Here is a 26,863-nt window from a genome sequence, read left to right as displayed (position 1 = left end):
ACCACGCGAGACCCACTCTTACGAAAGACCCTGATCACGGCTGGGGTCCGGGCCGGCACAGTCATCAGCGTCTACCCATCATCCGCCCAGCCCCTGTTCGGGCTCGCGAAGGGAACACTCATTGTTCGGCGTGGAGATATTACGCAAGCTGGGACTTCCAGAGCAGGACGACTACAGCCTCAGTTGTTCACCTCATTCTTTCCCGGATGGTGCCGACTTCCGGATTGAAGTACCGGTTGTCAACAGTTTCAACACCTTCCGAGCGCTGGTGAAGCAGGCTCGGCACAGGGGCATGACTGTGAACAGAGTGACTGAGACGGTCGGTCTCTTCCGGCACACCAGAGAAGAACTGGCCGACTATCTCAGGCTGGCCGCGGACGAAGGCATCACCACGGTTTTCTCGGTGGGCCCGCGCGCCACGTACGACACGAGCCCCACCCGACTGACTCCGCACGGCAGTTTCCTCGGGTACCGGCTGCGCGGGGTCGACCAGATCCGGCGCGCGCTCGACGACGTGCTGCGCGGCCTCGAATTGGGCTGCCGGTCGTTCGTCGTGTACGACGAGGGATTGCTGAAGACGCTCGGGCAGGCCAGGAAGGGGGGTCTGCTGCCGGCAGACACCACATTCAAGGCCTCCGCGCACCTCGGCTACGCCAATCCGATCAGCATCTCGATGCTGGAGGAACTCGGCGCCGACAGTATCAACCCGGTCAGGGATCTCTCGCTGCCCGCCATCGCGGCTGTCCGGCAGCACATTGCCGTGCCGCTCGACGTGCATACCGACAACCCGCCGTCATCCGGCGGGTTCATCAGAACATACGAGGCGCCCGACATCGTGCGCGTCGCACGGCCGGTATACCTGAAGACGGGAAATTCAGTGGTCGGTGCGCACGGCCAGTTCACCAGAGCTGAGGACGGAGAGAGAATGGCAGATCAGGCATCCATCACGCTGGAGGTGGTGCAGCGGTTCGCATCCGAATTCACGCAGAGTCCTGCGGGGGCACCAGCACCGGTAAACGCGGTTTCCACCCGAGTTGCGGGCGAGGAGACGGCCGGGTGCTTACGATGACGCATCCAGCGCTGGTGGCCACCCTGCTCGATGGTCCGGTCATGCGCAGGGGCAGCGGCTCCTGGCTCGTCGACATCGAGGGAAACCGCTATCTGGACTGTGTCGCGGGGCCTGGTGTGCATCTGCTGGGTCACGGTCATCCGGCGGTGATCTCGGCAATCGAGCGGCAAGCGCGTGAACTCATTCATTCGAGTTTCCAACTCAATGAACCGGTCATCGAATTGGCGGAGGAACTCACCAAACTGGCCGGTGACTCGTTTCAACGGGTCTTTTTCGCCAACAGCGGCTCCGAAGCGATCGAGACCGCGATCAAGCTGGCCAAGAAGTTCCAGGCTGCTCGTGGCAGGTTCGGCCATTCCATCGCCGCGCTGGAGAACGGTTATCACGGGCGGTCCGGTATAGCGCTCGCGCTCACCGGGATGAACATATACAAGACTGGTCTGCCCGGTTTCAGTCTTTATCCGGGCATCGTGCACCTGCCGGTGCCCCGAACCGGCGAGGTGGACCTCGACGAGCTGGGACGCCAACTGGACGCGCGGTCCCAGGACGACCTGCTCGCCGTCGTCGCAGAACCGGTGCTGGGGGTGGGCGGGGTGATCGTACCGCCGGATGGCTTCCTCCGTGCGCTGCGGGAACTGTGCGATGCACGGGGTGCGTTGCTGATCTTCGACGAGATCTTCACCGGACTCGGCAGGACAGGCACGACGTTCGCCTTCGAGCGCTCCAGAGTACGGCCGGACATCCTGGTGGTCGGCAAGCCGCTCGGCGCCGGCTTACCGGTCGGCGCCGTCCTGACCCCGGACGACCTCGGCTCATGCTGGGCACCCGTCGACCACTCGACCACCTTCGGCGGGAACGGCGCCCTTGTGGGCGCGGTGGGCAAGGCGGTGCTCGGTGAGTTGACCGCGGGCGGCCTGGCAGACGCATCGGAACGAGCGGGCAACCAGCTGATGGACGCGCTGCGTTCCGCGGCGCCGGATGACGTCGAGGTGCGCGGGCAGGGACTGCTCGTCGGCCTGGAGTGGCGGTCATCCGATCAGGCCATGGCGTTCCGGCGCCAGATGATGGCGCGCGGCGTCCTCGTGGGCATCGGCGGCCAGAAACGCTCGGTCGTGCGTCTCACCCCGCCGCTCAACATCACCTCCGAAGACCTCAAGCTCCTGGAGAGCACCACGCTCGCCGTGTTCGACGAGGTGGTGCGCCGGTGACCGCGGATGTGCTCGACAGGTCGGCCGCGGCGGCAGCGGCACGGTTGACAGGAGAAGAGAAGCGCGCTGCCTTGCACGCGGTGGCGGAGGCGATGGCGGAGCGGTTCGGCGAGATCGCTGCGACCAACAAGGAAGAGTTCGCACAGGCTGAGCGGGCAGGCTCTGTCACGGGCAAGGCGCTGCGGCGGATGCTGGTGGAGCGCCCCAGATTCAACCGGATCATCGACGGCGTCCGGTGGCTCGCCGAGTGCCCGGATCCGGTGGGAGAGATCTCTGAACTCCGCCCGCAGCCGAACGGCCTCCTGGTCGGCCGGATGCGCGTTCCGCTCGGAGTCATCGCCGCCGTGTACGAGAGCCGTCCCGAGGTGACCCTTGAGGCCTCGGCGATGGCGCTGAAGAGCGGCAACGCCATCGTTCTCCGGGGTGGCAGGGAGTCGACGCGGACGAACCGGCTACTGGTGCGGATCATCCAGGACTGCCTGAAGGACGTCGGTGTCCCACCGGGCATCACCCGGTACGTCGACGATCCGTCACGGGAGGCGCTGTGGGAACTGCTCAGCGGCGACAACCGGATCGACCTGGTCGTGGCCAGGGGCAGCGACGCCTTCATCGCTGAGGTGCGGCGGCGCTCGCCCTGGCCGGTCGTCGCGTCCGGCGGCGGCAACTGCCACGTCTACGTAGACGAGTCGGCGGACCTCGACTCGGCGACCCGGATCGTGCTCAATGCGAAACTCTCCGCGCCGACCATGTGCAACGCGGTGGAGACCGTGCTGGTGCACGCCGCTCACGCGCCGGGCTACGTCAGCGAACTGGTCGCCGAACTGCGCCGGGCCGAGGTCGCCGTGCGTGGCTGCCCCCAGGTGTGCGCGGCTGCCCCCGATGCCACCCGGGCCGACGACGAGGACTGGTGCACGGAGTACCTCGGTCCGACCGTGGCCATGCGCGTGGTGCCGGACCTGGCGACCGCCGTCGACCACATCAACACGTACGGCACCGGGCACTCGGAGGCGATCGTCACAGCCGACCTGGCGAACGCCCGCGCGTTCCAATACACGGTGGACGCAGCCGCCGTCTTCGTCAACGCATCGACCCGGTTCACCTACGGCTACGAGTTCGGTCTCGGCCCGATGCTGGGCATCTCCACGCAGAAGCTGCACGCGCGGGGGCCGATAGGCGTCACCGATCTCACGTCGAGAAAGTTCGTCGTGACGGGTGCCGGTCAGTTGCGGACGGCGCCATGAGCGGGCCGGCAGGCGACGGGCTGATCGCCACGATCCGCGAGCGCCGCCCGCTCGTACACATGATCACCAACCTGGTGTCGATGGCTGCCTGTGCGCAGACCGTGAAGTCGCTGGGCGCCGCGACCATCTTCGCGCACGCGGCCGAGGAGGCGACGGAGATCGCCGAGACGGCGGACGCGGTCGTGCTCAACGTCGGGACCTCCGTGCCGGGGATGGACCGGACCGTGCTGCGGGTGGCCGAGGCATGTGCGGCACGGTCGATCCCCGTCGTCCTCGACCCGCTGGGCTCCGGGGCCAGCCGGTTCCGCTCGAACCTCGCCAGGGCGCTGCTCGACACCGGAGCCGTCCGCATGGTGTCCGGCAATGTCGCCGAGCTGGCGGACCTGTGCGGTGTCCCGTCGGTGATACGTGGCGCCGACGCCGTCAGCGCCACAGCACCAGCGGATGAGATATGCCAGAAGCTGGCGGAGTCCGCCCAGGTCACCGCCGCCGTTTCCGGCCGCACCGACTACGTCGGCGACGGACGGCAGCTGGCCGCGATAGCCAACGGACATCCGGTGATGGGGCAGGTGGTCGGCACCGGCAGTGCACGGTCCGCGGTGCTCGGCGCCTTCGCGGCCGTCGCGGGTGAGGACATGTTCACCGCGACGGTCACCGGAGTCTGCGTCTACGGCATCGCCGGTGAGCTGGCGGCGGCCACCGGCCGGGGACCCGGATATTTCCTGCCCGAGCTCTGCAATCAGCTGTCCGTCATCGATGACGAGGTGGTCGCGACCCGGTCGCAGGTCACCACATCCGCCCCCAGGGAGGCACCGTGAAGTGGGTGGAGTGGCTGCCCGAGCTGACCAGGATCGGTGACGACGGGCTGCGGGACAGGACGGTCGACGTGCTGACCGAGGCCGCGCGACGCGGCGGCTGGGCCGACCCGAGCCTCATGTGGTACGTCGAGGAGACCGCGTCCGGCGCGCCACCGGCCGTCCGCACGGAGGTGAAACTGGTCGATCACCTCCGGCTGGTGGCGGCTGCCGCGGCCGACATGGCGGAGCAGTGCAACCGGGTTGTGGGTTCCCGCACCGTGGTGGACCACGTGCTGGCCGGCGGGCTGCTGCACGACGTCGGCCTGTTCGAGCTCTTCAGGCCGAAGAGCCCGGCCGAACCGGCGGTGCCGGTGCTGCGTCGACCGCTGCTGCTGCGCCACCCGTACACAGGCGCGCGGCTGGCCGAGGAGATGGGTCTGCCGGCCGAGGTGGTGCACATCATCGCGACCCACTCCGCCGAGGGGGAGCACACCAAGCGCAGCAAGGAGTCGGCGCTGGTGCACTGGGCGGACTGGGCGACCTACGACGTGATGCGGGAGGCACTGTTCCCGAACGTGCCGCAAGAACGGGCCTTTTACTACTACCCGGGGGGCGCGTCATGAGGGTGCTCATCGTCTACGACTACGGCGGCCCGCCGCTGTCGTATTTTCTGCCCGTGCTGCGTGCGCGGGCCCGCATCTCGGTCTACGTGCCGCGCCCCGAACGCCTCGACCCGGTGGAGCATGCCCTGCTCACTGCCGGAGCGGAACGCGTTCTCCTGGACGACGGCCTATGGGACCGGCGGGACGAGCAGGAGACCGAACGACGCGTCGTCGCGGCGGCGCAGGACTGGCATGCCGACGCTCTGGTGTGCTTCAGCGAGCTCTACGCCACCCAGACCGCCGGCGCGGCAGAAAAGCTGGGGCTGCGCGGTCCCGGCACGACCGGTGCCGAACGCGCCAGGGACAAACTCCTGATGCGGGACGCCCTCACGGCGGGAGGGCTGACGAATGTGCGCTACCGCATGCTGCGGTCGGAGGAGGACATCGTCGCCCTCATGTCCGAAGTGGGCGGTCCCGTGCTGATCAAGCCACGGCGCGGTATGTCCGCGGCCGGCATCCAGCGGGTCGATCGCCCGGACCAGGCGCAGCGGGCGTTCGCCTCGGCACGGGAGTCGCTGGCTGGTTTCGACGTTCCGGCCGATACCGAAGGGGCCTTCCTGGCGGAGGAACTGCTCCATGGTGACCCGGACCTGTGGTATCCGGTACCGGGCTTCAGCGACCAGGTCTGTGTCGAAGGCATGGTCGTGGCCGGCGAGTACGTACCGGTCGCCATCACCGACGTGACCCCGAAAGTGCCTCCGCTCACACAGAGCGGTCACATCTCACCGACGTCCATGGACGTGGACGCCCGCCGCCAGGTGATCGACACGGCCGAACGGGCCGTCGCCGCACTGGGCCTCGACACGTGCGGCACGCATGTCGAGCTCAAGCTCATGCCCGACGGCAGCTGTGCCGTGGTGGAGATCGCGGCTCGCTACGCGGGCCGCACGATCATTCCGGAGACGGACTTCGCCCACGGCTGCGACCTGGTCGGCGCACTCGCGGACGCGTTGCTGCACGGCACGTGCACCGCTCGGCGCTTCGACCCCGGCGCGGAGCCTTCGCGGGCCGCGGCCACCGTCCATCTCTACGGCAGCGAGTGCCTGGGCACCCATCGCACCCCCGTCCGGTTCGGCGGCTTCGCCGTACACCCGGCCGAGCTTCTGGACGGGACGGTGCGGATCGCGGGCTACGCCGAGCGGGAGCGTGGCTGGGTCGTCGAGGACCGGGTGCACGAGCAGCCGTACTGGCTCGCGCAGCTCCATCTGCAGGGCACCTCCCTCGCCGAGCTGCGGGACTCGGTGACGAGAGTGCGCCGGGAGCTGCGACTAGTGCCGGAGGACGAGTGAAGGGTCGGGGTTCCGCGCTGCTCGCGTTGTCGACCACCGTGCTGATCTGGGGCTCGACCTTCATCGTGAGCGACCGCGTGCTGGCCGAGACCGGGCCGGCCCAGCTCACGTTCCTACGGTTCGCCATCGGATCCCTGGTACTCCTCCCGTTCGGCATCGCCGGTGGGCTGCGGGTGCGTGGCCTGTTCCGGTCCGCGTACGTGGTGTGCGGGCTCACCGGCGTCGCCCTGTACTACGGCCTGCAGAACGTGGGACTGCTGTTCACCTCACCCGACAGTGCCGCGCTCCTGCAGGCGGCACTGCCGGTGCTCACCGCGATGCTGGGTCTGCTGTGGCTGGGTGAGCGGCTCCGTGCCGGCCAGGCAGTGGGACTGGTGCTGGCGGTGCTCGGCGTGCTGCTCGTCGTCCGGCACGGCGGGCCCCGGTTCGACCTGCTCGGCCATGTGATCGTGCTCGGTGGTGTCGCCGCGTATGCGTATTACACCGCCTACGTACGGCGCTTCTGCACCCATCTCAAGCCGGTCGTACTGGCCTCGGCATCCAGCTTGTGGGGCCTCGTGTTCCTGACACCGTGGCTAGGGTGGGAGATCGGCGAGAAGGGGTTCCGGCCGCCGTCCACCGCCGGCTGGCTTGCGATCACCTACCTCGGTGTCGTGGCGTCCGGCCTCACCCTGCTGCTGTGGACCTTCGCACTGCGCAAGGTCCCGGCATCCGTGGCAGGCACGTTCACCGGCGGCATCCCCGCCGTCGGCTATCTGTTCGCGGTGCTGACCGGAGCACCCCTGATCTGGCCCCAACTCATGGGAGGAGCATTGGCATTGGCGGGTGTGATCCTGAGTGCGACGGGTCGGCCGGAGCCCGCCCCGGGCCGACCGGAGCGTGCGATGAGCCGACAGGAGCGTGAACAAGTCGATGCCTAGTATCGCGACTCCCGACGGCAACCACGCCGAAGTGCTGTGGCGCAACGGCGAACTGGTGCCGTGGCGGGAGGCCACCACGCACGTCCGCTCGGTGGGGCACGCGTCGGTGTCCGCCGTGTTCGAAGGAGTACGGGCGTACTGGGGACCGCGTGACCGGCAGCTTTTCGTGTTCCGCCTCACAGAGCACCTCGACCGGCTGGTGGAATCGGCCCGGCTCGCCCGGCTGCACATGAGCTGGACCACGCCCGAGCTGGCCGAAGCCGTGCTCACGGTGCTGCGGGCCAACGGCTACCGGGCGGACACATACATCCGACCGTGGACCTTCGTCGCCGGAGTGGTCTCCGAGCTGCTCTCGCCGGCCGACGCCCCGACCGAAACGGTCATCGACACCTGGCCGTCGCCCCCCGCACCGACCGAGGTCACCGGTGCCCGGGTCGCGACCAGCTCCTGGCGACGGATCAGCGACCAGCAGATGAGCCCGAGGATCAAGGCTTTCGCGAACTACCACCAGGCCAGAATCGCGGCGGCCGAAGCCCGCCAGGCCGGCTACGACCTGCCGCTGTTCCTCAACGAGCGAGGGCACGTGTCGGAGGGCAGCGGGGCCTGCATCGCGCTGGTGCGCAGGGGCCGCATGGTCACACCCCCCTGAGCGCCGGGGTCCTGGACAGCATCACCAGAGACACGATGCTGACGCTGGCCACCGAGCACCTGGGTGTCCGCACCCTCGAACGCGACATCGACCGGGCTGAACTGTTGGTGGCGGACGAGGCGTTCTTCCTCGGCACCGGCTGGGAACTGCTCCCGATCACCGAAGTCGACGGCCTGCTCGTCGGGAGCGGCAAGCCGGGGCCGGTCGGCACCGAGCTCGCCCAGGCATATCGCCGCGTCGTACGGGGTGAGATGGCCGGCTACTCCCACTGGCTCACACCGGTGAGGTGATCTCACCGAGCTCAGACCGACCTGAGCGGTGCACGGTCCGGCCCAGGACGGGCGCGGGCCATTGAAGGAGACGATGATGCCCATCGCTGTGATCGGCCTCGGCGAGGCCGGCTCCCGTTACGCGACGGCCTTGGCCGCCGCCGGACACGAGACGGCCGGATTCGACCCCGGCCCCGTCGCCACCCCCGTCGGTGTCCACCGCGCGGCGCACCTGGCCGACGCCGTACGCGACGCCGAGCTGGTGCTGCTGCTCACCTCGGCGTCCATGAGTGTCCGCCTGGCGACGCAGGCCCGCCCCGATCTCGCCCCGGGCACCTGCTGGGCGGATCTGACCGCGGCTTCCCCGGCAACGATGACTGAAGCCGCCGAGGTCTTCGCCGGTGCTCCGGTGTCCTTCGCCGATGTCGCGATCCTCGGCACGGTACCGCTCACGGGCGCACGTACGGCTGTGGTCGTCAGTGGTCCTGGTGGCCCCGCCGTCGCCGGGGTGCTGCGGGGACTTGGCGCGCCTGTCGAGCTGCTGACGTCTCCCGCTGGTGCTGCCGCCGTCCGTAAACTGCTGCGCAGCGTGCTGATGAAGCCGCTCGCCTTGGTGATCTGTGAGGCAGTGGAGGCCGCTCGCGCGGCGGGCTGCGAAGAGTGGATGCGCGAGCAGATCACGGACCAGCTGGGCGCCGACGGACCGGTCATGATCGACCGGTTCCTCACTGGCACCTGGCAGCACGCCGAGCGCCGGTCGGCCGAGATGCGAGCGACGGTCGGCTATCTGGACTCCCTGGGTGTCCCGAGTGAGATGTCCAGCGCTTCAGAACAAGCGCTGCTGCGGCTGATCCGGAGAAGGTCATAGCCGACGGCTGACCCATCGGCTGCGCGCCATCAACTTGACTAGTTGAGCAACTGGTCAAGTGACCACTCGACGGTGAATGAAGTTGGCACGGCCCCCCAGAGCCGTCAACCCTCGGCGCGCGGCCCCGCCCGCCATCCAACTCGCCTGCCGTCACGCGGAGTTGATTGCCCGGACGTGCCCCGTTCGCGATTCCGCTGGCTACACTTCGCTTGACCAGCGAGGCGGCGGAGGGCGACATGGAGACCGACGCACCGGGAACGGTGCTCAAGCGGGAGCGTGTGCGCGACTTCGTCCTGGATCTCATCGAGTCGCGGCAGCCCGGGGACGGCATCCCGTCCGAGCGGACCCTGTGCGCCCGCCTCGGCGTGTCCCGGCCGACGCTGCGGGCCGCGATCGACGAACTCGTCGCGGCGGGCCTTCTCGTACGCGAACACGGCCGCGGCATGTTCGTGGCACCGGCGAAGATCACCCAGGAACTGGTCTCCGAGCGCGCGACGCTGACGGTGCCCCAGGCGACGGGCACCTGGTCGAGCCGACTGCTGGAGTTCACCACGGTCGCCGCCGGGGCCCGGGTGGGGCGCAGGCTGCGGATGTCGCCGGCGGGGCGGATCGTTTACGTGGCGCGGCTGCGGCTCGTCGACGGCGCCCCGATGGCCGTCGAGCACCTGCACCTCAAGGCCGAGCTGGTGCCGGGGCTTTCCGCGCGGGAACTGGAGACCGGCGATCTGTACGCGCACCTGCGCGAGCGGCACGGGGTGCGGGTGCACGAGGCGACGCAGACGATCGAGCCGACCGTCGTCACCCGCTCCGAGGCACGCCTGCTCGACGTGCCGGAGCTCTCCCCCGCCCTGCTCTTCGAACGGCTCACCACGGACGCGTCGGGGCAGCCCGTGGAGTACGTCCACTCCCTCTACCGCGGCGACCGCTACCGCCTCGTCTCCCGCCTCTCCCTCGGCCCCGCGACCGCGCCCGACCCGGCGTCCGTCCCGGCGCCCGGGGGCCACCATCCCGGCATCCCGCCCTGCGACTTCGCCGCCGGGGACCCCGTGGCCTCGTGCACATCGGGGGACGTGCAAGATACGCAGGAGCAGCCGTGACCCCGGCCGCACCACCCCCGACGAGCACCCGGAGCTGGAGAAGTCCGTCTCGACGGCGTACAAGCAGGGCCAGGTGCCGCCGCGGATGCGCACGCGCGCCGAGGTCGCCCGCCTCTTCGACGGCTCGAGTAGCCCCGGCCGCCGCCGCTCACATCGGCGGTGTCGCCGGGGCCGGGCCGAGGGTCGTGGTGCCGGGGGCCGCGCGGTGGCCGAGCCCGGTGCGGTAGGCGTCCAGGGCCGCTTCGACGCGGCCGGTGCGGCGCAGCAGGTCGCCGAGGAGGCGGCACAGGTCGGCCAGGTCGCCCGCGGCGCTGGAGCGTTCGAGCAGGGAGAGCGCGGCGCAGTAGTGCTCCTCGGCGTCGTCGGTGTCGCCGCGCTCCTCGGCGATCAGGCCGAGCAGCCGGTGGGCGCCCCCGGCGTGCACGGCGCCGCGTTCGGCGCCCAGGGTGGCGGGCTCCTCGCCGGAGGTGAGCAGCGGCCGCAGCAGCGCCTCCGCCTCGTCGGCCTTGCCGCGCCGCCGCAGCACGTCCGCGAGTTCGACCTCGACCTGCTCGGTGAAGAGCGCCGCCCGCTTGGACGCGAGCATGTCGCGGGCCGTGCGCAGCTCGCTCTCGGCCCGCTCCAGGTCGCCGTCCTGCGCGTGGACGTAGCCGCGCATCCAGTGGCAGTGGGCGAGTTCGGTGCGGATCTGGAGGTGGCGGTAGAGCTCCTGGGCCTTGGCGAGGGACGCGTCGGCCTCCGCGGTGCGGCCCTCGGCGATGAGGGTGCGGGCGACTCCGCGGTGCATGTGGGCGACCAGCGCCGGATCGCTGACGCGCGGGGCGAGGGCCAGGGCCAGCTCGGCGGCGTGCGCGGCGCGTGCGTGCGCGCCCATGTCCATGTACGGGGCGATGGACGCCGTGTAGAGCAGCAGCAGGGCGTCGGGGTCGTGCAGGCCGGATGCGTTGAGCTCGTCGAGGGTGGTCTCCAGGAGGTAGCAGGAGTAGCGCAGTTCGCCGGTGAGGAGGTGGGCGGTGGCGCGGCCGCGGATGGCGGGGACGCGCAGCGGCAGGGGCTGGTCGGCGAGGAGGCGTTCGACGGTGGCGAAGCAGTCGCGGGCGTCGGTGAGTTCGCCGGATTCGAGCAGGCAGTCGCCGAGTCCTTGCAGGGCCGCGGCCCGCTCCTCCACCAGGTCGTGCGCCACGGCCTCCTCGCCGAGGATGCGGAACAGCGCGGCCGCGTCCTCGGGGTCGCCCGTGGCGAGGGCGCGGCGCGCGTCGGTCAGGCGCAGCCGCAGGTCCGTGGCCAGGTGCGCGGGGCGTCCCGTGGCCAGCTCGTCGTAGCCGACGCCGAGCCGGCCGGCGAGATGGCGCAGCGCGGACTCCGAGGGCCGCACCCTGCCCGACTCCAGCGTGGAGACGTACGCGGCCGTGTAGGCGGGCTCGGCCAGCTGCCGCTGGGTGAGCCCCTGTTCGGTACGCAGCCGCAGCACGCGGCGGCCGATCTCGACGGGGTCGTCGAGCCGGGCGCCCTCGGTACTGTTCTCCGCCACCTCTCCCCCTCCGTAGGTCAGGTCCCGAGCTAAGTCGATGTCCGCGGTGGTGCATAGATGCCGGAGGGAATTCGGCAGCCAGTCACCCGTGTGGGGGTCAGGACCTGGTGTGCGGTGAGCGGCCGCCACAGGTTCTGCGAGCGCTCGGCGCTGCGCTCAGTCTGGCGTGAACTCATGTGTCCCATAAGTAACTTGCGCCTCGGCATTGCCTGACGCCTCCGGAACCTCTACGTTGAGCGGCGCCTTAACCAGGCTTAACTCGCCATTTACACGGCGGATTTCGGAAGGACCCCCACCATGCGCAGACGCAAGTCCGGCATAGCCAGACGTACGCCGCTCAAAGCCGCCACGGCCGCCGGTATCGCCCTGGCGGCGACGCTCGCCGCCACGGCGGGTGCCACCGCGGAGCCGGACCCCGGCCCCGCCTCCCGCTCCACCCAGCACGTCGAGTACTTCGCCGGCCCCGGCGGCCACCCCAAGCACACCGAGGTACCGGCCCCCGAGCCGCTCTCCGCCAAGGAGCGCGAGTCCGTGGCTGACGACGGCACCGTCGTCCCGATCGTGCGGAACGGCCCGGTCGGCTCCAAGGCCGACGTCGTCTTCATCGGCGACGGCTACACCGCAGCCCAGCAGGAGGACTTCCACGCCGACGTGCGGAAGAAGTGGGCGGAGGTGTCGGCCGTCCAGCCGTACGCCTCGTACAAGAACCTCTTCAACGTATGGGCGGTGGACGCGCACTCCCGGCAGTCGGGCGTCTCGGGCGACCCGACGAGCAACGTCCGCAAGGACACCGCGCTCGGCTCGGCGTTCTACTGCGACGGCATCGAGCGGCTGCTGTGCGTCGACACCAACAAGGTGGAGGCGTACGCGAGCAAGGCCGCCGACCCCGACCTCGTGATCGTGCTGTCCAACTCCACCAAGTACGGCGGCGCGGGCTACAACGACATCACCTCGCCCTCCGGCTACGACGGCATCGCCACCGCGTCCTCCGACCACGCCCAGTCCTCGCAGGTCGTCGTGCACGAGACGGGGCACTCGCTGGGCAAGCTGGCGGACGAGTACGTGTACGACGACAACGGCACGTACACCGGCACCGAGCCGTGGGAGTCGAACATCAGCAAGCTCAACGCCGCCCAGCTCACCGCGCAGAAGAAGAAGTGGTACCGCTGGATCGGCCAGTCCTCGCCGGACGGCGGCACCGTCGGCGCGTACGAGGGCGGCGGCTACTACCCGCGCGGCCTGTACCGGCCCACGGAGAACTCGATCATGCGCACGCTCGGCCGGGAGTTCAACTCGCCCGGGCGCGAGGCGATGATCGCGGGCTTCCACCGGCACGCGCCCGCCGTCTCCGCGGTCACGCCCACGGACACCGCGGTGCGGCGCGGCCAGCGCGTCAAGGTGCAGGCCGCCGAGGGCGTACGGCTGCGGTGGTCCGTCGACGGGCGGTCCGTGAAGAAGGGCATCGACGCCCGGTCCGTGACGCCGCGGGCCCTGGGTGTGCCCGCCGACGGGCGCGCCCACACGGTCACCGTGCGCGCCACGGACCCGACCCGGGCGGTCCGCGACCCGGAGCTGCGCAAGCTCCTCAAGGGTTCGGTGACGTGGCGGGTGGCGCGCTGACGCGTCGCCAACCGCCCGCACCCGGCCGGTGCCCCTCCCCCAGGGTCACCGGCCGCGGTGCGTCGGAGGGTGCTTTTTCCCAGTGCATTGCGTCGGGCGCCCCTCGGTGCGCCCAGCTTCCCGGCTGCGTCGCGTAGAGCTGCCCGCCCCCGACGTCACCGCCGCGGCGAGGATCCCTTACCGCTCGGCACCTGTCAGGTTCAGAAACAGCTCGTGGATGACCTGGTACGTCTCCGGGACGTCGTGGGTCAGCACGTGCGGCGCACCGAGCGCGCCGGTGAGCGCGAGCATGGCCGCCAGCACGGTGCGCGCCGTCTCCCGCCGGTCGCGGCGCGGCGACTGGAGGTCAGCGATGATCGCCTGGACGGACTGGACGTCTTCGCGGTCGTGGTAGCGGGCGGCGAAGGCGTCGGCCCAGGCGCGTGCGGCCCTACGGGCGCGGCGCCCCTTCCGCGGCAGCAGGTTACGCAGCTCGGCGGCGTCCAGACGGGCGGGCTGCTCGCACGCATCGCGTACGGCGTGGGCCAGCGGGACGTGGACTTCCAGCAGGAGTGCGAGCGCTGCGATGACCCCACAGCGGGCATCGGTGTGAAAGTGGCCCAGGCGGAGCGCCTCGACGTGTTCGGGCCGGTCCGCCTGAGCCAGGTCCGTTGTCTTCCACACGTAGAGGGTGTCGACCGTGGGCCGCATCGTGCTGAACGAATCCTCCAGGTGGTAGTACAAGGGCCGGCCTCTGGTGACCGCCCCGTGAGGCTCCAGGTCTGCCGGAAGGAAGTGGATGTCCAGCGTGTCTTTGGTATACGTGTCCAGGAACCGGAACGTGTCGGCGATGAAGGGCAACTTCAGGCCCCCGGCCACGAGGCCGGGCTGCTCGTAGTAGACGCCGTGGTACGGCACCCGGCCGTACCGCTCCAGGCCGTCCTGGAAACTCTCCCAGAAGTTCCCGCTCGGGGAGCGGCGTTGTTCCCGTCGGAGAAACGCGTACTCGCGGTCCAGGTACTCGACGAGGAGGCCGAGGCCGGGCCCGTCTCGGGCCTCGCAGACCCTCTGCAACTCGTGGAACACTCCCGCACGCAGCGCAGCGTGAATGAGAGGGAGAAATCCCGGCACCGTAAGGTTCACATGGCACTCCCTCTCCGCACTGCACCGGCACCAAAGTGCGCCGACTTCAGGCTAGTTGGGATCGGCCAAGTCGTCTGCCAGAAGCCCATGAAGCCTGACGACCGCGTCCTGCGGCTGCCGAACCCGTCGCCCGTCTGCGACCCACGGACGGCCGGCCGCCCGGGCACGGCAAGGGGTTCAGCCTCGCCGGGCCCGAGTCGTGGCCCGAGCTGGAACGGTGGGACAGGCTCAGACCACCGCGCCCGTTCCCCGTTGCCGCCGGGCTTCCAGCGGGTTTGCGGGGCGGCCCCGGTCGTGGCGCGTGGATCGCCCCTTCGGTGCGGCCGGTTTGCGGGTTTCCAGGAACACCGCGACCGGTACCGCCACGGACACCGTCGACACCATGCCGAGGACGACGCCCGCGATCAGTGCCACGGAGAAGTCCGCGAGCGAGTCGCCGCCGAGAACGGCCAGCGCTGCCAGCACGAACAGGGCGCCCATACCCGTGTTCACGGTGCGCGGCAGCGTCCGGACGACGGCCTTGTTGGCGGTCGCCGCCAGGTCGGCGCGGGGGTCGCGGCGGCGTGCCTCCCGGATGCGGTCGAAGACGACCACGGTGTCGTTGACGGAGTAGCCGATCACGGTGAGCACGGCGGCCAGGAAGACGCTGTCGACGGTCTTGCCGAGCCAGGCGAACAGGCCCACCACAAGCAGCACGTCGTGGACCATGGCGGTGACGGCGGCCGACGCGAAGGTCCAGCGGAACCGGACGCTCAGATAGATCAGTTGGGCGGCCACGGCGATGCCGAGCGCGATGAGCGCCTTGTGGCGCAGCTCGTCACCGAGGCTCGGGCCGATCTGCTCGTCGCGTTCCACGGTGGCCCGCCCGCCGCCGTGCTCGGCCAGTGCCTCCTTGATCTGCTGCTGTTCGGCGTCGCTGAGTTCACCGGTGCGTACGGTGATGTCGCCCTCGCCGGACTCCTGCACCACGGCACGTGGGAACCCGGCGTCGGCGACGGCCGTGCGTGCGGTGTCGGCGTCCACCTGTTTGCTGGTGGAGTACTCGACGAGGCGCCCGCCGGTGAACTCGACGCCCAGGTCGAGCCCGCGCACGACGATGCCCGCGACGGCCACGGCGACCAGCAGGGCGCTGGCGCCGAGCCAGCGGCGCCGGTGGTGCACGATGCGGGGTTCGCGGCGGGCGAGCAGGGTGCGGACGCGGCCGGTGGTGGCGAGGCCGGTGAGGTGGGGGCGACGGCGCACGAAGCCGCGCCGGACGGCCGTTTCGGCGAGCACCCGCGTCACCACGAACGCCGAGACCATCGACACCAGGACGCCGATGGACAGCGTCACGCCGAAGCCCTTCACGGGCCCGGTGGCGAAGTAGAAGAGCAGGCCCGCCGCCAGAAGTGTCGTGACGTTGGAGTCGACGACCGCGCTCCATGCCTTGGCGAAACCGGTGTGCAGCGCCTTGGGCAGGCTCTTGGAAGCCGTACCCCGCACGCGGGCCGCCGGTTCAGTTGCTGGGGCGCGCGGGCCGAGGTATTCCTCCCGCGCGCGCTCGAAGACCAGCACGTTGGCGTCGACCGCCATGCCGATCGCCAGGACGAAACCGGCCAGGCCCGGCAGCGTCAGGGTGGCGCCGACGGCCAGCAGGGCCGCGTACGACATGAGTCCGTACAGCGCGAGCGCGAGGGTGGCGAGGGCGCCGAGGAGCCGGTAGACGACGGTGATGAACAGCGCCGTCAGGGCCAGGCCGATGAGGGCCGCCTGGGTGCTGGCGGCGATGGCGTCGGCGCCGAGGGTGGGGCCGACGGTGCGCTGTTCGACGACGTCGACGGGGACGGGCAGGGCGCCGCCCTTGACGAGCGCGGCCAGGTCGCGGGCCTCGTCCTCGTCGAACCCTCCGGTGATCTGGGTGCTGCCGCCGGTGATGCCGGTCCCGCACGCGACGTCGGCGTTCACGCCGGGTGCGGAGATGACTTTGTCGTCGAGCACGATGGCGACGCGCCGCTCGGGTGCGCCCTGGGGTGCGCACGCGGCCTCGCCGGTGACGCGGGCCCAGTCACCGCCCGCCTTGCCGCGGAAGTCGAGCGTGACGTACCAGCCGTTCATGTTCTGCTGGTCGAGGACCGCCTCGGCGTTCTTGACGCCCTCGCCGGTGAGCACGGTCGGCCCGAGCTTCAGGTGGCCGCCGGGGCGGTCGGGGTCGGGCAGGGTGCGGGAGCCGTCGGCGGCGGGCCGGGACGCGTCCTTCCGGTCGGTCTCGGCCGTCACCGGGTGCACGGAAAGCTGCGCGGTGCGGCCGATCACCCGGGATGCCTCACGGGGGTCCTGCACGCCCGGCAGCTCGACGATGATCCTGCTGTCCCCGGCCTGCGCGAGGCTCGGCTCGGACACGCCGAGGGCGTCGACGCGCTGCCGCAGGACCTCCACGGCCCTGCGGGTGGCGTCGGCGTCGGCTTCGACGGTGGGTGAGTCCTTGGTCTCCAGGACGATCTGCGTGCCGCCTCTCAGGTCGAGGCCGAGGCGGGGCGACTGGGTGAGGGCGAGGAACAGCGAGGCGGCGACGGCGACGAGCGCGACGATCGCCCGCCACCAGGGTGCGCGGGGCATGGGAGTTCTCCACATCCACGAGGAAGGCGTCACGGGACGCCAGGAGGGCCTCAGGAGGAGGCCGTGAAGACCTCGGCGGGAGGGCCATGAGGGGCCCTCAGCGGGAGGTCATGACGAAGGGCGGACGGGCCCCGGCATCCGGGCCGGCTCGGGGCGCGCTCGCGCCCCGGAGGCTCCGGCCGGTGGGGCGCGGCGTCCGGTGAGGTGTCGTCAGCTCCGTCGTGAAGGGGGGCCGCGCGGCTCGGCCGCCGCGTGCGCGAACTGCGCGGGCGGCGTGGAGGTGAACAGGCGGGCGTCCGGGCCGCCGAGGGACCGGTGCGGCGCGCGCTCGGTGCCGGGGCCGGTGGTCCCGGGGAACGGCGGGTGCGGAAGGTGCCCTTGGTGGAGATGTGCGACGGCCGCGTGGACCGCTCGGGTCCCCGCCGGGCCCTCCGCGCCGTACGAGACGTGCGCGCCGTGGGCCCTGGGCCGCTGCTGGCCCGGGGAGTTGGCGGTGTGCGTGCCGCTCAGCTGTGCGGCGGCGGCCGGTGTCACCCAGTGCTGGGCGGCGGCGCCGATCGCGGTGGCGGCGCGGGAGGAGGAGGGGACTGCGAACGCCAGGACGGCGACGACGGCCGAGAGCAGGGACGCGGCCAGGCGCGCCGACCGGGTGCGATACGGCACTCGGGGCCTCCTGGTCGGGTCTTGGTCGTCGGGGTGGTGCGGTGCCGGGCAGCACCCGGAGGGCGCCCAGGGCGCCAATCGCTTCAACGTGCGGGCGACTTGAATAGGTTCCCGACGTGAACAGGTTCCCGAGGTGAACAGGTTGCCGACGCGAGCAGGTTGCCGACGTGAGCAGGTTGCCAAGGTGAACAGGTTCCCGACGCGAGCAGGTTCCCGACGCGACCGCTTCTCGAGCAGCCCCCGGACCACCCGGGGCGTTCCCGCTTCGCCGCAGGCAGAACGCACTTCGCCCACGGCAGAACCCGCTATGCCCACGGCAGAACGCCGACCGCCGCCGGATCGCTGCTCCTACCCTGATGCCGTGAGCAGCCACGCGACGAACCCGATGAACCCGGCGGCCCCGGCCACTCCGGCCCCGCGCCCTCCGCACCCGACGGGCCGGGCCGCCCGCGTCATCCCCCTGCGCCCCGCGCCACCGACCGAGGCCGAGGAGGCCGCGGCCCCGGCGACAGCCGCCCCCGCCTCACGCCCGGCCGCCGCCCCGGCGCCCACGCCCGCTCCCAGGGAACCGCTGTGGCGCCACCTCGTCGGAGACGTCCTGCGCCGCCGGCGCAACGCCCAGGAGCGCACGCTGAAGGACGTCGCGGACGCGGCGCGGATCTCGGTGCCCTATCTCTCCGAGGTGGAGCGCGGCCGCAAGGAGGCGTCCTCCGAGGTGCTCGCCGCGGCGGCCGCCGCGCTCGGCCTCAGCCTCGCCGACCTGCTCGCGCTGACCCACGGCGAGCTGGTCGCGGCCACGCGCCGCCCGCACGCCCGCGACCGCCGGGCCACGGCACCCACCGCGCTCGCCCAGGAGCGGGCGGTGTCGGTGGTCACGACCCCCGTCGCACCCGCGCACGGAGCGGCCCGGCCCGGCCGGTTCCAGGCCCGGCTCCGGCTCGCCGCCTAGGCGCCTGCACGCAAGCTGGCGTGACCGTGGTCGGGTTCCGTTGCGTCATCCCAGCGGAGCCGGGCCGATCGGGCCGCCGGCCACCGAGTCCCGGCAGGCCAGGCACTCGGGGTCGGCGCAGTGGGTCACATTCTGATCGGCGGTCATGGCGGCGACCGCGGCGGTGAGTGTCTCCTTCGCCGGGTAGGCGCTCCACCGGGACCCGCCCACCCGGGCGGTGCGTGCCAGCGGGCGCAGCCACGGTTCCAGGCGTGGGAATCCCTCCGAGCACGGCCCTGTCTCCACCATGATCACTCTGCTGTCGGCTGCGCGCGCCCAGCGGACGGGGAGCCGGCGGCCGGCGCTCTGTTCGGCCAGGTGCAGCGCGGTCATCCGATTCAGGTCGACACCCAGCAGCAGGATGGCGCCGTTCGCGTCCGCGAGGGTACGTACAGGCCCGTACACGTCGGTCGGGGTCTGTGCGGCGACCAGTTCGGCGGCTTGTGGCCCGACTGCCGCGAAGGAGTTGAGCGGGTGCCGGCCCCGCCTCGCGTCGCCCCGGGCGAGCAGTCGGGCCGGAAGGGCGCCCATGCGGGAGTTGATGACGCGGCAGTCGACGGTGTACGTGTAACAGGCGTCGGCCTCGGAGGGGGTCGCCACTTTGCCGGGCAGCGCCGTGTAGTCGATGCCGTTGCGAGCCGGGCGCATCGTGGCCGGTGGAACGACGGCGAACTGCGGTTCGGTGAACGCCGGGACCAGGATCGTGCAGCCGCGGGAGAGCAAGGCGTCCAGTACGGCGTCCGGCCCGCCGTCCACGGGCTCGCCGAAGGACCGCAGCGATGCGTGGACCATGACCGGCCGCTGTGCCAGCGCCAGTTCGTCGATCGTTGCGACGAGTTGTTCGGCGGTGATCGTCACGATGTCGCGTTCCCTTCCGTCCGGTGCTGCGCCGGGATGACTCTCACCGAGTATGCGTCGCCCCGCCGCGAACACGTGTCGTACGCCGAAGGCTCCGCGTCTGGCAGGGCGGCAGGCGGTGGCGACGAGGCGATCCGGACGTAGCCCGATCGGCCCTCGGGCGGGGTGGCCGCTCGGCTTCGGGGGCGGTCGCCGGTGTCATGGGCACATGTCCACGACCGACCGTGCCCCAGGCATCCCGGATCCGCTCTCCTACCGCCTGAAGCGGCAGCTCCTCGGTCCGCCGCTGGTCACCGCGCGCCTGCGCAAGGAGAAGCTCGGCAACCGCACCGCGCTCGGCGTGCTCGCCTCGGACTGCGTCAGCTCGTCGGCGTACGGCACCGAGGAGATGCTGCGCGTCCTCGTCCCCGTCGTCGGTGTGGCCGCGTTCACGCTGGTGATGCCGGTGACCGGGGCGATCCTGCTGATCCTGGTCCTGCTGACGCTGTGTTACAGCGACGTCGTCATGATCTATACGCGGGCCGGTGGTTCGTACGTCGTGGCGCGGGAGAACTTCGGTCCCGACGTCGCCCAGATCGCCGCCGTCGCGCTGCTCGTGGACTACGTCGTCACGGTCGCCGTGCAGGTCTCGGCGGGCACGAACGCGCTCATCTCGCTCGCGCACCTGGTCGGCGACGACTGGACCGGCATCGACCATCTCCAACTGCCGGTCAGCGTCGGCATGGTGCTGATCCTGGCGTACGGCAATCTGCGCGGGCTCAGGGAAGCGGGCCGGGTCTTCGCCGTGCCCGCCTACCTGTTCATGGCGGCGGTCGGCCTGATGCTCCTGGTCGGCGCGGCCCGCTGGGCCCTGGGAGAGCTGCCGCACGCCGACGTACGGGCCGCGGGGGCGGTGGCCCTGGGCGAGCCGGGGGACGGCTGGCTGTACGGGGCTTCGCTGTTCATGGTGCTGCGCGCGTTCGCCAACGGCGGCTCCTCGCTCACCGGGCTCGAGGCGATCTCCAACGGCATCTCCGTGTTCCGCGAGCCGCAGGGCGCCAACGCCCGCCGCACGCTGATCACGATGAGCTGCGCCCTGGGGGTCCTGGTGCTCGGGGTGTCCTGGCTGGCCCACGTCACCCACGCGATCCCGTACACCGACGGCACCCCCACGGTGATCGCGCAGGAGGCGCATCTCGTCTTCGGCGGCGGGTGGGCGGGCACGGCCGGCCTGGTCTTCGTGCAGCTCGCCACCGCGCTGATCCTCTACACCGGCGCGAACACGCCCTTCACGGGCTTCCCGTACCTGGCGAGCTTCGTCGCCGAGGACCGCTTCCTGCCCCGGCAGCTGACCCGGCGCGGCCACCGGCTCGTCTTCTCCAACGGCATCATCTGTCTGGCCGCCGTCTCGCTGGCCCTGTTGCTCGTCACGAACGCCAACGTCGACAAGCTGGTGGCGCTGTACGCGATCGGGGTGTTCACCGCGTTCACCATGGCCGGTTCCGGTCTGACCGCCTATCACCTGCGGCGGCGGGAACCAGGCCGCTCCTGGAAGATCGCCGTCAACGCGACCGCCGCGATCGTCTCCGCGGCCGTCGTCCTGATTTTCGCGGTCACCAAGTTCACCGAGGGCGCCTGGCTGGTCGTCGTGGTCTTCCCGTTCGGCGTGTGGGTGCTCGTACGGATCAACCGCGAGTACCGCGCCGAGGCCGCCGCGCTGGAGGCGCTGCCGCCCGCGGAGGAGAGCGACCGGCCGCGCCGGCAGCGGCATGTGATGCAGATCCTGGTGGACGCCTTCGACCCGGCAGCCTTCCAGGCACTGCGGTACGCCCACGAGCTGCGCCCCGACGAGGTACGGGCCGTGCACGTCGCCGTCGACGCCCCCCGTGCCCGGCATCTCGCGGCACAGTGGTCGGGGACCCGGGCGACGGATGTGCCCCTGGAGGTCGTCGACTGTCCGGACCGCCGCCTGGAGCGGGCCCTGGCGGAATTGGCTGCCGACACGACGGCCGACGGCCGCACCGCCCTGACCCTGCTCATCCCGCGCCACGCCTACCGCACCCTCCTCGGGCGCCTGTTGCACCGCGGCACCGCCGAGCGTCTCGCCCACGCCCTGGAGGACCTGCCGTCGGTGGCTGTGACGGTGCTGCCGTACAGCGTGCCCGGCCGGCGCGAGGGCGCGTGACCGCCCCCCGTCGTCGTCGAGATCGCCGTCGTGGCTGGGTCAGGACGGCGGCGGGTCGCCGGGTTCGCCGCGCGGCGCGTCGTGGTGGCGGTGGGGGAGACGCAGGTGGTGTCGCTCGGGACGGTCGGCGTGTTCCGCGGCCCTCGCCCGGTCCGCGAACTCGGGTGCCATGACGTGCACCTTGCGCCCGCCGCACCGGGGACACACCGCGTCGGCCAGCGGGGACCTGAGGGCCTTGCCCGCCTCGTCGACGTACTCCTGCGTGTTCTGGCCGACAGGGTCGGTGAAGAACATGACCTGGAAGGATGCCTCCCAGACGTGGCCGCAGTCGCCGCAGGCGAACGCGAAGGTCTCCGTCACGGGCTCCGCTGTCATGCGCTCGCTCCTCCGGTCGGCGTGCTCCCCCGGCGCTCACTGCTCTGTCCAGATCACATCGGCTGCCGCCGTCCGGCAACTCGGCGGGCGGGACGAGAGGCTCAGGCGTGCAGGGTGGGCCGGTAGACGAGCTCTTGGATGTGGCTGTCGAGCGTCCGGTGCTCGATCAGCTCGAGGTCGAAGTCGGCCGCGCCCTGGAAGATCGGGTCGAGGCCGGTCCGGCCGGTGATCACAGGGAAGAGCGTCACCTGGACGCGGTCGACCAGACCGGCGGCCATCAGCGCCCGGTTCATCGACAGGCTGCCGTGCGAGCGCAACGGCACCTTGGACTCCTCCTTGAGCCGGGCGACGACGTCGACGGCGTCGCCGCTCACGACGTGCGCGTCCGGCCAGTCGAGGGACCCCGTCAGCGTGGTCGACACCACCGTGGCCGGCAGGTTCCTCATCCGTGTGACCCATGGATCGCGTACCTCGGACTCCTCGGTGCTGGAGGCCAGCATCCGCGCGAACGCCCGATACGTGTTGGCCCCGAACACCATCCGCTGCTCCTCGCCGTACAGGGCGAGGCGGTGGTCGAGCAGCTCGGGGCCCTGCTTGCCCCAGTAGCCGGTCCAGTCGCCGCCGGCGGCGCCGAAGCCGTCAAGGCTGGAAAAGACGTCGAATGTGTAGGTTGCGGTCATGATGCTCTCCTCGAGTGCGGCCGATCGCGTGGTGGAGATGGAGACCGGCGACCACGGCGAGACTCATCGCTCTTGGACCTCCGGAGTCGGGCTGCCCGTCCCCCGCACGCCGAGCGTGGACCTCCTGGACGTACGCCGCATCCGCCTCGTGGAGACCCCCGCGCCCCAGCCGCCGCCCGGCGAGCAGCTGGCCATGGACCGCGCCTGGGACGAGGCGGTCCGGGCCAACCCCAGCCTCTTCGACGGGCCGGTGGCGGCGTGCGCGGGACTGTCCTGGGAGGGGCCGGGGAGCCTGGTGCTCGCCTGGGCGAGGACGACGTACCGGCGCTATGCCCTGCGCCGGGTGCCCGGCGCCACCGCGTGCCTGCCCGCCCTCTTCGTGGACGTCGTGCAGCCGGCCCCGGACGGGCGGCTGCTCGTGGGACGCATGGCGCCGTCCACGTCCACGCCCGGCCGCTGGCAACTGCCCGGCGGATCCGCCGAACCGCCCACCGGGGACCGGCCGCTCGACCTGGCCGCCCTGCGCCGCCACGCCGCCCGTGAACTGGCCGAGGAGACCGGCGTCGAGGCGGCGCCCGACGACCTGACCCTGTGTCTCGTCACGCGCGGCGCCCACGGCAGCGTCGGTGTCCTGTTCCTCGCCCCGTGCCGTCCGGCGCCGGAGTTGCGCGCGCGGTTCGCGGCCCTGGTGTCCGCCGAGACGGCCCGGGGCCGCGAACCGGAACTGGACCGGATCGCCCTCGTCGGCTCCCGGGCCGACCTCGCGGGCCTCCCCGGGCCGCACGCGGACTACCTGGAGCCGGTCGTCGCCCGCCACGCGCAGACCGCGAGCGTCAGCCCACGGTCGCGCGGCGGCGACTGACGACCTCGTCGGCGAGGCCGTACTCGACCGCTTCCCGCGCGGTGAAGACCTTGTCCCGGTCGGTGTCGGCACGCAGCGTCGCCACGTCGTGGTGGGTGTGCCGGGCGAGGACCTCCTCCACCTGGGCGCGGATGCGGACCATCTCCTTGGCGTGCAGGCTGAGGTCCGACACGGTGCCCTGCTGGCCGCCGCTCGCGGGCTGTCCGAGCAGCACCCGGGCGTGCTCCAGGATGAACCGCCGCCCGGGGTCGCCGCCCGCGAGCAGCACCGCGGCCGTCGAGGCGGCCTGGCCGACGCAGAACGTCGAGATGGGCGCGCCGACGAACGTCATGGTGTCGTAGATCGCCATGAGGGAAGTGACGGATCCGCCGGGCGAGTTGATGTAGAGCGCGATCTCGTGCTCGGGAGCGGCGGACTCCAGGTGGAGCAGCTGGGCGATGACGACGTTCGCGACGCCGTCGTCGATCTCGGTGCCGAGGAAGATGATCCGCTCGGACAGCAGCCGGCTGTAGACGTCGTAGGCGCGCTCGCCCTGCGGGGTGCGCTCGACGACGGTCGGGATCGTGTACTGGCCCATGGTCATGGTGTTCGGGCCCATGGTCGCCCTCTTCGGACCCATGGTCGTCGTGTGGTGTCCCATCTCTACAGTCCCATCCGTCGCTTCGACGCGGCCGGGCGGACGTCGGCGAGCGACGTGACCACGTGGTCGACCATCCCGTATTCCTTGGCCTGTTCGGCCGTGAACCAGCGGTCGCGGTCGCCGTCGCGGGCGATGGTCTCCGGGGTCTGCCCGGTGTGCTCCGCGGTGATGGCCTCGATGGACCGCTTGGTGAACTCCAGGTTCTCCGCCTGGATCGCGATGTCGGCGGTGGTGCCGCCGACGCCGGCCGACGGCTGGTGCATCATGATGCGCGCGTTCGGCAGCGCGTGGCGCTTGCCCGGGGTGCCGACGGTGAGCAGGAACTGGCCCATGCTGGCGGCGAATCCCATGGCGAGGGTGGACACGTCGTTGGGGATCAGCCGCATCGTGTCGTAGATGGCGAGCCCGGCGTGCACCGAGCCGCCGGGGCTGTTGATGTACAGGCTGATGTCGGTGCGCGGGTCCTCGGCGGACAGCAGCAGGAGCTGGGCGCAGACCCGGTTCGCGGAGACCTCGTCGACCTGGGTGCCGAGGAACACGATGCGCTGGCCGAGCAGTTGGGCGGCCAGTTGGTCGTCGAAGCGGGTGGCGGGGGTGTCCCCGTCCTCGGCGCGCGGGTGCGCGGGCCAGTCGGTGTGCGGTGGTGTCATCGCGGGGCCTCCTCGTCGTGGTGCGGTCGGTGGGACCACTGTGGATCGCGACGAGGCGGATCGGCCGGTTTCTCGGCCGTCGGCAGATTCGCCCAGGGCAGAGCCGCTTCGGCAGGGCCCTGCCCCGGGCGGGGTCCTACGCCTTGGGCCACCAGGGTGCGGTGGCATCACGCAGCGTGTTGGTGCCGCAGTGCACCTCGCCCATGCCGAGGTGGTACGTGTACCAGTCGTCGATGTACGTCGTGTTGAAGCCCGCCTTGGCGTACACCGAGGTCACGGCATCGGTGAAGATGTCGCGGCCGCCGATGACCGGACCCCACTGCTGGGGCGCCAGGTAGCTCGTCGGGCTGAGCAGGACGCCGTTGACGGCGCCCGGCACGTACGCGCTGTGCGTGCGGGTGGGGGCCCGGCGGGCGGTGCCGCCGTCGCCGCCGCGGTCCTTCTGCTCGTCGGCGCCGCGCAGCTGGTTGAACTTCTGCAGCCGGTCGGGGCCCATGCGGCGCAGCTTGCGGCTGTCGCTGAGGCCGCTGCTCTCGTCCCCGTCGCGCGTGAACAGGCCGGGCACCTTGACGATCTCGTCGTCGGTGATGCCGGTCTCGCGCTTGAGGATGTCGAGGTTCGCCTTGATGCGCTCGGCCGCCAGCTTGTTGTCGGCGTGGAACTTCGACGAGGCGAGGACCTTGTCGATGGTCTCCTTGGGCGCCGGGACGCCCGGGGAACTCGGCACGGAGAACATCTTCTTGGCGCCATGACCGTCCCGCTTGGCCTTGGCGAGGAGCTCCACACCCATGGCCGGGTCGGCGACGCCTATGCGCCAGCCGCGCGGGGTGTCCGCGGGCAGGAACTGGACGAACTCGTCCACGTGCCCGACCGAGAGCCACGACGTGTCGAGCAGCAGCGGCGCCTGCACGCCCTGCGAGGACAGGAACGTACGCATCGCCTTGGCGGGCTTGGAGCCGTTGTCCTTGCGGTAGCCCTGGATGATGCGCCCGGCGGGGTAGCTCTTGTTCCCCAGCTTGTACGGCGGAATGGTCTCCAGGTTGCCCATGGAGTTGAGCGTCCACTCCTCGTTGTCGCGCACCCCGCTGACCTGGACGACGCCGACGTCCGGGCCGCGCAGCTTCTCGAACAGCTCGCGTCCGGCGTCCCGGTCCGGCTGCGCGGAGCGGATGAGGACGCGCATCGTGTGCTGCTTGCCGCCCGGGCCCGGCATGCTCGCGTAGGCCGGTTCGACGAAGTCCTGCGCCCAGGGGTCGGCGTACTTGGTGAACTTGGTCATGGGCTTGCTGATCCCGGCGTCCTTCACCTTCTTGGCCAGGTTCTTGACGAACTTCTGCTGGGCGCGGCTGTACTCGCCCTCGCCCTGCACCTCGGTGACGAGGACTTCCTCGGCCTTCTGCAGATGGTGGTGGGTGAGCACCGGGGCGGTGCGCAACACGACGTCGTCGGAGCGGGACGTGCCGCCGCCGGTGACGGTGAGGCGGACCTTCACCTCCCCGTTCCACTTCGCCGCGTCGCGCACGACGTCGGTCGCCTCGATGCCGAGCTCGACGCCGGTGCGCAGCTCCTTGGTGGTCAGCCGGTCGGTGGGCCGCAGCAGGGACCAGCGGCCGTCCCGCTTGATGAAGAGGCGGGACTTCTTGGCGCCGGCGCCGACCGTCTTGACGGTGCCGTGGCTGCCCGCGGCGGCCTTGGGCATCGGCACGGTGCGCAGCCGGGCCAGGTCGGCCGCGTCGCGCGCGCCGTTGACCTTGGTGTCCGACGCGTCGTTGCACTTCGCCAGCTTGGCGTCCGAGAGCGGCCTGCCGCGCGCGTCCTTGACCGGGCAGCGCTTGGCGTCGTCGTCGACGTTCGGCAGCACGATCGCGCCGCGCCGCTGGGTCCAGGTGTTCTCACCGGCGGTGTCGGTGCCGCCCTCGACGTCGACGGCGCCGTCCCGGTTCACGTCGGCGCGCAGGTCGGGTGTCCGGGGCGTGGCCGTGCTGCCGGTCTCGGCGACGGCGGTGGCGCCGGTGGCCGCGAGGACCGAGGCCATGCCGGTCGCCA

General features: G+C 71.2%; 25 protein-coding genes. 15 read left to right on the top strand and 10 right to left on the bottom strand.

From position 1 onward, the window contains the following. Nucleotides 1-130 precede the first annotated feature (130 nt). The 11 genes from STRAU_RS08685 to STRAU_RS08640 all read left to right on the top strand — a co-directional run bounded on the left by STRAU_RS08685 (nucleotide 131) and on the right by STRAU_RS08640 (nucleotide 10,069). Nucleotides 131-1,069, top strand: a complete 939-nt coding sequence (locus STRAU_RS08685; protein WP_259299864.1) for a peptidase — start codon at nucleotides 131-133, stop codon at nucleotides 1,067-1,069. Next, the gene (locus STRAU_RS08680; protein ID WP_016639895.1) at nucleotides 1,066-2,277 is read left to right on the top strand and encodes an aspartate aminotransferase family protein; all 1,212 of its coding nucleotides are present in this window, start codon (nucleotides 1,066-1,068) and stop codon (nucleotides 2,275-2,277) included. The genes STRAU_RS08685 and STRAU_RS08680 overlap by 4 nt, the downstream gene beginning before the upstream one ends. Beyond that, on the top strand, nucleotides 2,274-3,518 hold the full coding sequence (locus STRAU_RS08675; protein WP_016639894.1) for a glutamate-5-semialdehyde dehydrogenase: 1,245 nt from the start codon (nucleotides 2,274-2,276) through the stop codon (nucleotides 3,516-3,518). The genes STRAU_RS08680 and STRAU_RS08675 overlap by 4 nt, the downstream gene beginning before the upstream one ends. Further along, entirely contained in the window at nucleotides 3,515-4,336 is an 822-nt protein-coding gene (gene thiM, locus STRAU_RS08670; protein ID WP_016639893.1) for a hydroxyethylthiazole kinase, read from the top strand. Before STRAU_RS08675 ends, thiM begins: the two co-directional genes overlap by 4 nt. After that, complete coding sequence (locus STRAU_RS08665; RefSeq protein ID WP_016639892.1) at nucleotides 4,333-4,938, top strand: HD domain-containing protein; 606 nt, start codon at nucleotides 4,333-4,335, stop codon at nucleotides 4,936-4,938. Before thiM ends, STRAU_RS08665 begins: the two co-directional genes overlap by 4 nt. Beyond that, nucleotides 4,935-6,266, top strand: a complete 1,332-nt coding sequence (locus tag STRAU_RS08660) for an ATP-grasp domain-containing protein (protein WP_158692045.1) — start codon at nucleotides 4,935-4,937, stop codon at nucleotides 6,264-6,266. The genes STRAU_RS08665 and STRAU_RS08660 overlap by 4 nt, the downstream gene beginning before the upstream one ends. A gap of 26 nt (nucleotides 6,267-6,292) precedes the next feature. Then, nucleotides 6,293-7,186: a DMT family transporter gene (locus tag STRAU_RS42320; protein WP_158692044.1), complete on the top strand. Its 894-nt coding sequence runs from the start codon at nucleotides 6,293-6,295 to the stop codon at nucleotides 7,184-7,186. Then, nucleotides 7,179-7,835, top strand: coding sequence for an aminotransferase class IV (locus STRAU_RS08650; RefSeq protein ID WP_052029009.1), 657 nt, complete (start codon nucleotides 7,179-7,181; stop codon nucleotides 7,833-7,835). The genes STRAU_RS42320 and STRAU_RS08650 overlap by 8 nt, the downstream gene beginning before the upstream one ends. Nucleotides 7,836-7,870: 35 nt before the next feature. Further along, nucleotides 7,871-8,125 carry an aminotransferase class IV gene (locus STRAU_RS42900; protein WP_016639888.1) on the top strand — a complete coding sequence of 85 codons (255 nt, stop codon included), beginning with the start codon at nucleotides 7,871-7,873 and terminating at the stop codon, nucleotides 8,123-8,125. Between the two features lie 73 nt (nucleotides 8,126-8,198). Continuing rightward, entirely contained in the window at nucleotides 8,199-8,972 is a 774-nt protein-coding gene (locus STRAU_RS08645) for an NAD(P)-dependent oxidoreductase (RefSeq protein ID WP_037658248.1), read from the top strand. Between the two features lie 236 nt (nucleotides 8,973-9,208). Next, nucleotides 9,209-10,069, top strand: coding sequence for a GntR family transcriptional regulator (locus STRAU_RS08640; RefSeq protein ID WP_037658246.1), 861 nt, complete (start codon nucleotides 9,209-9,211; stop codon nucleotides 10,067-10,069). Between the two features lie 148 nt (nucleotides 10,070-10,217). Here STRAU_RS08640 and STRAU_RS08635 read toward each other — a convergent pair whose 3' ends face one another. Beyond that, the gene (locus STRAU_RS08635; RefSeq protein WP_016639885.1) at nucleotides 10,218-11,600 is read right to left on the bottom strand and encodes a helix-turn-helix domain-containing protein; all 1,383 of its coding nucleotides are present in this window, start codon (nucleotides 11,598-11,600) and stop codon (nucleotides 10,218-10,220) included. 297 nt (nucleotides 11,601-11,897) lie between these two features. On the opposite strand from STRAU_RS08635, the gene STRAU_RS08630 reads away from it, so the two are divergent. Continuing rightward, on the top strand, nucleotides 11,898-13,220 hold the full coding sequence (locus tag STRAU_RS08630) for a M64 family metallopeptidase (RefSeq protein ID WP_016639884.1): 1,323 nt from the start codon (nucleotides 11,898-11,900) through the stop codon (nucleotides 13,218-13,220). A 177-nt stretch (nucleotides 13,221-13,397) separates the two neighbouring features. On the opposite strand, the gene STRAU_RS08625 is transcribed toward STRAU_RS08630, so the two are convergent. The 3 genes from STRAU_RS08625 to STRAU_RS08615 all read right to left on the bottom strand — a co-directional run bounded on the left by STRAU_RS08625 (nucleotide 13,398) and on the right by STRAU_RS08615 (nucleotide 17,600). Beyond that, nucleotides 13,398-14,273 (bottom strand): hypothetical protein, encoded by an 876-nt coding sequence (locus STRAU_RS08625; RefSeq protein WP_158692043.1) that lies wholly within the window; start codon nucleotides 14,271-14,273, stop codon nucleotides 13,398-13,400. Between the two features lie 297 nt (nucleotides 14,274-14,570). After that, entirely contained in the window at nucleotides 14,571-16,937 is a 2,367-nt protein-coding gene (gene secD / locus STRAU_RS08620; protein ID WP_016639882.1) for a protein translocase subunit SecD, read from the bottom strand. Nucleotides 16,938-17,147: 210 nt separating this feature from the next. Next, nucleotides 17,148-17,600 carry a hypothetical protein gene (locus STRAU_RS08615; RefSeq protein ID WP_016639881.1) on the bottom strand — a complete coding sequence of 151 codons (453 nt, stop codon included), beginning with the start codon at nucleotides 17,598-17,600 and terminating at the stop codon, nucleotides 17,148-17,150. A 385-nt stretch (nucleotides 17,601-17,985) separates the two neighbouring features. Here STRAU_RS08615 and STRAU_RS08610 point away from each other — a divergent pair, with 385 nt between their 5' ends. Further along, a complete protein-coding gene (locus STRAU_RS08610; RefSeq protein WP_078621068.1) occupies nucleotides 17,986-18,549 on the top strand; it encodes a helix-turn-helix domain-containing protein in 564 nt (187 codons plus the stop codon). 45 nt (nucleotides 18,550-18,594) lie between these two features. Here the strand turns inward: STRAU_RS08610 and STRAU_RS08605 are convergent, their stop codons facing one another. After that, nucleotides 18,595-19,446 (bottom strand): AAC(3) family N-acetyltransferase, encoded by an 852-nt coding sequence (locus tag STRAU_RS08605; RefSeq protein ID WP_203227366.1) that lies wholly within the window; start codon nucleotides 19,444-19,446, stop codon nucleotides 18,595-18,597. A 208-nt stretch (nucleotides 19,447-19,654) separates the two neighbouring features. Here STRAU_RS08605 and STRAU_RS08600 point away from each other — a divergent pair, with 208 nt between their 5' ends. Continuing rightward, a complete protein-coding gene (locus tag STRAU_RS08600; RefSeq protein ID WP_016639878.1) occupies nucleotides 19,655-21,610 on the top strand; it encodes an APC family permease in 1,956 nt (651 codons plus the stop codon). A 39-nt stretch (nucleotides 21,611-21,649) separates the two neighbouring features. Here STRAU_RS08600 and STRAU_RS08595 read toward each other — a convergent pair whose 3' ends face one another. Further along, nucleotides 21,650-21,985 carry a hypothetical protein gene (locus STRAU_RS08595; RefSeq protein ID WP_037658242.1) on the bottom strand — a complete coding sequence of 112 codons (336 nt, stop codon included), beginning with the start codon at nucleotides 21,983-21,985 and terminating at the stop codon, nucleotides 21,650-21,652. A gap of 101 nt (nucleotides 21,986-22,086) precedes the next feature. Next, nucleotides 22,087-22,665: a dihydrofolate reductase family protein gene (locus STRAU_RS08590; RefSeq protein ID WP_016639875.1), complete on the bottom strand. Its 579-nt coding sequence runs from the start codon at nucleotides 22,663-22,665 to the stop codon at nucleotides 22,087-22,089. On the opposite strand from STRAU_RS08590, the gene STRAU_RS08585 reads away from it, so the two are divergent. Next, on the top strand, nucleotides 22,664-23,527 hold the full coding sequence (locus STRAU_RS08585; protein ID WP_016639874.1) for an NUDIX hydrolase: 864 nt from the start codon (nucleotides 22,664-22,666) through the stop codon (nucleotides 23,525-23,527). The two genes, STRAU_RS08590 and STRAU_RS08585, sit on opposite strands and share 2 nt — an antisense overlap. Here STRAU_RS08585 and STRAU_RS08580 read toward each other — a convergent pair. The 3 genes from STRAU_RS08580 to STRAU_RS08570 form a co-directional block, all read right to left on the bottom strand. Then, nucleotides 23,499-24,104, bottom strand: coding sequence for a ClpP family protease (locus tag STRAU_RS08580; protein ID WP_037658297.1), 606 nt, complete (start codon nucleotides 24,102-24,104; stop codon nucleotides 23,499-23,501). The genes STRAU_RS08585 and STRAU_RS08580 overlap by 29 nt on opposite strands. Nucleotides 24,105-24,169: 65 nt before the next feature. Next, nucleotides 24,170-24,817, bottom strand: coding sequence for an ATP-dependent Clp protease proteolytic subunit (locus STRAU_RS08575; protein WP_016639872.1), 648 nt, complete (start codon nucleotides 24,815-24,817; stop codon nucleotides 24,170-24,172). Nucleotides 24,818-24,953: 136 nt separating this feature from the next. Beyond that, nucleotides 24,954-26,852, bottom strand: coding sequence for a protein-arginine deiminase domain-containing protein (locus tag STRAU_RS08570; RefSeq protein ID WP_016639870.1), 1,899 nt, complete (start codon nucleotides 26,850-26,852; stop codon nucleotides 24,954-24,956). Nucleotides 26,853-26,863: the final 11 nt, after the last annotated feature.

Source organism: Streptomyces aurantiacus JA 4570, assembly GCF_000414115.1.
GTDB classification, from domain to species: domain Bacteria; phylum Actinomycetota; class Actinomycetes; order Streptomycetales; family Streptomycetaceae; genus Streptomyces; species Streptomyces aurantiacus_A.
The sequence above is the reverse complement of the archived record's forward strand: the minus strand, read 5'-3'. Positions and strand labels throughout refer to the sequence as shown.

Excerpts from the sequence above, each read along its gene's own strand:
- STRAU_RS42900 (WP_016639888.1), top strand. The coding sequence starts at position 7,871 with ATGCTGACGCTGGCCACCGAGCACCTGGGTGTCCGCACCCTCGAACGC.
- STRAU_RS08630 (WP_016639884.1), top strand. The coding sequence starts at position 11,898 with ATGCGCAGACGCAAGTCCGGCATAGCCAGACGTACGCCGCTCAAAGCC.
- STRAU_RS08650 (WP_052029009.1), top strand. The coding sequence starts at position 7,179 with ATGCCTAGTATCGCGACTCCCGACGGCAACCACGCCGAAGTGCTGTGG.
- thiM (WP_016639893.1), top strand. The coding sequence starts at position 3,515 with ATGAGCGGGCCGGCAGGCGACGGGCTGATCGCCACGATCCGCGAGCGC.
- STRAU_RS08595 (WP_037658242.1), bottom strand. The coding sequence starts at position 21,985 with ATGACAGCGGAGCCCGTGACGGAGACCTTCGCGTTCGCCTGCGGCGAC.
- STRAU_RS08660 (WP_158692045.1), top strand. The coding sequence starts at position 4,935 with ATGAGGGTGCTCATCGTCTACGACTACGGCGGCCCGCCGCTGTCGTAT.
- STRAU_RS08585 (WP_016639874.1), top strand. The coding sequence starts at position 22,664 with ATGATGCTCTCCTCGAGTGCGGCCGATCGCGTGGTGGAGATGGAGACC.
- STRAU_RS08645 (WP_037658248.1), top strand. The coding sequence starts at position 8,199 with ATGATGCCCATCGCTGTGATCGGCCTCGGCGAGGCCGGCTCCCGTTAC.
- STRAU_RS08575 (WP_016639872.1), bottom strand. The coding sequence starts at position 24,817 with ATGACACCACCGCACACCGACTGGCCCGCGCACCCGCGCGCCGAGGAC.
- STRAU_RS08580 (WP_037658297.1), bottom strand. The coding sequence starts at position 24,104 with ATGGGCCAGTACACGATCCCGACCGTCGTCGAGCGCACCCCGCAGGGC.
- STRAU_RS08680 (WP_016639895.1), top strand. The coding sequence starts at position 1,066 with ATGACGCATCCAGCGCTGGTGGCCACCCTGCTCGATGGTCCGGTCATG.
- STRAU_RS08570 (WP_016639870.1), bottom strand. The coding sequence starts at position 26,852 with ATGGCCTCGGTCCTCGCGGCCACCGGCGCCACCGCCGTCGCCGAGACC.
- STRAU_RS08640 (WP_037658246.1), top strand. The coding sequence starts at position 9,209 with ATGGAGACCGACGCACCGGGAACGGTGCTCAAGCGGGAGCGTGTGCGC.
- STRAU_RS08600 (WP_016639878.1), top strand. The coding sequence starts at position 19,655 with ATGTCCACGACCGACCGTGCCCCAGGCATCCCGGATCCGCTCTCCTAC.
- STRAU_RS08610 (WP_078621068.1), top strand. The coding sequence starts at position 17,986 with ATGAACCCGGCGGCCCCGGCCACTCCGGCCCCGCGCCCTCCGCACCCG.
- STRAU_RS08590 (WP_016639875.1), bottom strand. The coding sequence starts at position 22,665 with ATGACCGCAACCTACACATTCGACGTCTTTTCCAGCCTTGACGGCTTC.
- secD (WP_016639882.1), bottom strand. The coding sequence starts at position 16,937 with ATGCCCCGCGCACCCTGGTGGCGGGCGATCGTCGCGCTCGTCGCCGTC.